2 protein-coding genes, 1 tRNA gene and 2 pseudogenes are annotated in these 3,378 nt (G+C 70.2%); 1 reads left to right on the top strand and 4 read right to left on the bottom strand.

The window, feature by feature from the left end; translation table 11 throughout:
• Positions 1 to 315, top strand: a pseudogene (locus ABTZ58_RS39865) (replication-relaxation family protein); the annotation flags it as partial.
• A gap of 123 nt (positions 316 to 438) precedes the next feature.
• Here ABTZ58_RS39865 and ABTZ58_RS39860 read toward each other — a convergent pair.
• From ABTZ58_RS39860 to ABTZ58_RS39840, 4 genes and pseudogenes are all read right to left on the bottom strand, one after another.
• Entirely contained in the window at positions 439 to 816 is a 378-nt protein-coding gene (locus tag ABTZ58_RS39860) for a toxin Doc (RefSeq protein WP_351368354.1), read from the bottom strand.
• A gap of 2 nt (positions 817 to 818) precedes the next feature.
• On the bottom strand, positions 819 to 1,067 hold the full coding sequence (locus ABTZ58_RS39855; RefSeq protein ID WP_351368351.1) for an antitoxin MazE7: 249 nt from the start codon (positions 1,065 to 1,067) through the stop codon (positions 819 to 821).
• 71 nt (positions 1,068 to 1,138) lie between these two features.
• A pseudogene (locus ABTZ58_RS40450) lies at positions 1,139 to 2,616 on the bottom strand (hypothetical protein).
• Positions 2,617 to 2,826: 210 nt separating this feature from the next.
• Positions 2,827 to 2,910, bottom strand: a tRNA-Arg gene (locus ABTZ58_RS39840).
• Positions 2,911 to 3,378: the final 468 nt, after the last annotated feature.

Raw genomic sequence — 3,378 nt, 5'->3', positions numbered from 1 at the left:
GCACGGCTGCATCAGTACGAGGCCCAGCCGGCCGGCCGGCGCAGAACCGCCGCCGCCGCGGAGCCCGGCTGGATGCGCTGGTACCCAGTCTTCCCTCGCCTGCTGTTCGTCCTCACCGGCGCCTCCCGTACCAGGCTGGAGGGCAGGATCAGCGACCTGCAGGCGATGGCCTCCCAACACCCGCTGGCCGCCACGCTCGCCCGCCAGGTGCCACTCGGAGCGGCCGTCCTCGAAGACCTCGAACAACACGGCCCCACCGCGGAAGTATGGACACCTCTGGCCGGCGGCACACCCCGCCCCTGGACCGACCTGTGACGAACTCACTGCGCTGGCACAGCCAGTGCGGCAGGACCACCCCGGCGCCCCGGACAATCACCCGGGGCGCCGAGGTGTTCGCCGCATCAGCCGCTGGTCCCGAGGTGCGGGTGCTCCGGGGTGTTACGGCGTGGTCAGTGAGCGCAGCCGGTCGGCGATGTCGTAGACGGTCAGGCGCAGAGCGCGGATGTCGGTGATCAGGTCGCGCCACGGTTCGTAGGAGTCGTCGATGGTTTCGCCGGAGGCCCGGATGTAGGCGATGGCGACGCCGTAGGCGAAGAACTCGTTGCGTGCCGGCAGCGGCCGCAGGAGGACGATCTGCTCCAGGAGGGCAGCCGCGCGCCAGAAGGCGTCCGGCGCGCCGACCTCGATGCTCGGGGTGTTCACGCGGTGGCGGGCGACGGCGGCCACGAGGCCTGAGTAGTCGCGCACGGTGAGCTGCTTGCCGAGCAGGTCCTCCTGCCGGTCCAGGAGCCAGCGGATGTCGATGTGCAGATCCAAGATCAAGCCGCCCGGCGTGCGCTGTCGACGCCCTCGGACAGCCCTCCGAAGTCACGGTCGAAGGCCTCGGCGATCCCGGGCCGGGCGACCACCTCGCGGAACGCCGCAGTGGCATCGGCCAGGCGCAGCTGGTTCTCCTCCTGGACCGCGAGGTCCGCCAGAAGCGCCCGCACGCTCGTGCCCCGGGCGGCCGCGATGGCGGCCAGCCGGTCCCTGGTCTCCATGTCGATCTTCACCGTCGTATCTGCCATACCCCCGAGTATGCACCCCTGACTACCTTCACGAATACTTTCGCGGCATCGTGCTGAGGGTGAAGACGGCATCAGTCCCGCTCTGCAACGCTGGCGCGCATCAAGACCGCGCTGCTGGCCGACGCCGTGGCGCAGGTGGTGCAGCGGCCGTCGCCATCGGGGTGGGCGCGCCGGGGCGTGGGGCCGGGGCAGGTGCGGCAGGGCGGCCAGCCCAGGCAGGCCGGGCACAGGTCCTCGCCGGGCGCCGTCCCGGGCACTCCGCAGCCGGCGCATTCCACGAGCGCCCGGTAGGTCAGGGCCTCTGTCACCGTGCGGGCGGCGGCCGCGGCCGAGGAGCGCTCCGCCGCGTGCTGCTCGGGGGCCGGTTCGGGCGGCTGAGATGGGGTGTGGTGGCCGGTCGCGGTGGCGGGCGGCGGGTAGGCCTGGGCGGCGCGCAGGCGGGCGGCGATGATCGCGCCGACCGAGGTCCGCACCGGTGTGGGCAGGGGCCGGCCGGTGATGACGTGCCGCAGTTGCTCGGTGCTCCAGCCTGCTTCCAGCATCACGGTGATCACGCGGCCCTGATCGGTCAGTGCCTTGCCCGTCAGCAGCAACTCCGGGCGGCTTCCTCCGATCTCCAGCAGGAGCCGGATCCCCGGATGCAGCTCATCGGCAGGCGGAGCCGGGGCGGGAGCAGCCGGCGGATGCGGCTGGTCCGGGCCCGCAACCTTGCGCGGTGCGTCGCCGTGGGCGCACGGACGGAAGGGGCTGGTGTTCTGCTTCTCAGTCTTCTTACTCATGGTGTTCTTAGTGGGGTGATTGACCGACGTCGGCTTATCCACTGATGGAAAACCCGACATCGGTTGTGACCTGGTGTTTTGCCAGGCGGGCAGGTCGGTAATGCAGTACGCGGCCGGGCCGAGGGTGCCATCGGGGTGGCGCAGGCGTTCGCGCAGCAGGAAGCCGTGCTGCTCCAGTTCTTTCAGTCCGCTTCTGACGGCTGCCTCGCCGTCACGGCTGCGGCGCGCCAGGTCGGTGACGGTCATGCGCCAGCCGTCGCGGTGGGTGCTGATGAGTCCGAACAGGCCCTTCGCCTTGAACGACAGGCGGCCGTCTCTGAACAGGCCGTTGGCGATCTGGGTGAACTAATCTGCGGCCATCACTCCCCGCCGGATTCCTGCGGCGAACCCATCCCCCCGCGCGCTGGGCGCAGCGGAAGCGAGCGCCGTCCTGGCCCTCTGGGCGCGGTCGGCGTCGAGGGCCGGGCGGTCCGTGATCGAGTAGACGATCTGACCGAGGGTGCCGTCCGCACACCGGAGCTGTTCGCGCACGAGGTAGCCGTGCTGCTGGAGTTCACCGAGCGCACGCCGGACGGCATCGCGGCCGTCGGGCCCGACTCTCACCAGGCCGGCGACCGTCACCTGCCAGCCCGCGGTGTGCGTGCTGATGTAGCCGAACAGGCCCTTGGCGCGGAACGACAACATGGGATCGCGGAAGAGGCCGTTGGCGATCTGGGTGAACTGATCCGCGGCCATCACGCCGCGCCGTACCCCGCACCGAAGCGGCTCACAGCGCTCCCCCACGCACCGTGAGCGCGTCCACGCTGAGGCCCTGCGGCCATCGCGAGGCCCAAGGACAACCAGCTTCGCTGGATCGGGAACTGTGGACGAAACCCATACCGCCAGCCCACCAGGCACCCACAACCAGCCTGCCGACCACCAGACCCGACCAGCGGCAACGATCCAACAACGTGCGCAGTGAAGAGCCCTGGTCGGCATCATGGTCGGGCCAGCCGGAGTCACCACCCCGATCGAGGCGGATTCGGTGTCGCAGACCGCTGCGCAATCACCGGGTGCGCCATCCGATGCGCAATCACGAGGTGTGCCATCGGCGACTCCACGCGCGACGGCCACGCAGCACGCGAATGATCCTGCGCAATCACCGTGCACCGTCCACTGCACACAGCCAGATGCGCCCCCCGCGACCCTGCGCAATCGGACTAGAGCGGGCAGCTGGTCTGCCGCCTGATAGCTCACAGAGCTGCGCAAGAAGGCCGAGAGACCGGGGCAACCGACCACGGCTACGGGCAGCGCGGCCATCTGCCGCGGTCCCGCCCCGTGCGCCGCCTGGGCACGCTGTTGCCCGCTCCCCCATCCAGCAGCCGGGACAGATCAGTCCGCCCTGTCCCAACCGTGGCCGATCTCGTGGTTGCGCCTATCGCGAGACCGACCACCCGCTTAGACGGTGTCCTATGTGGTGAGGCGGACGTACCGCTTGTAGCAGCAGAGGGCTGCGGCGAGGCCGAGAAAGGCCAGGTAGTTGCGTGGATTGC

Source organism: Streptomyces sp. NPDC094143 (assembly GCF_040303825.1).
GTDB lineage: Bacteria > Actinomycetota > Actinomycetes > Streptomycetales > Streptomycetaceae > Streptomyces.
Note: the sequence above shows the minus strand (reverse complement) of the source record. Positions and strands in the feature narration are given on the sequence as shown.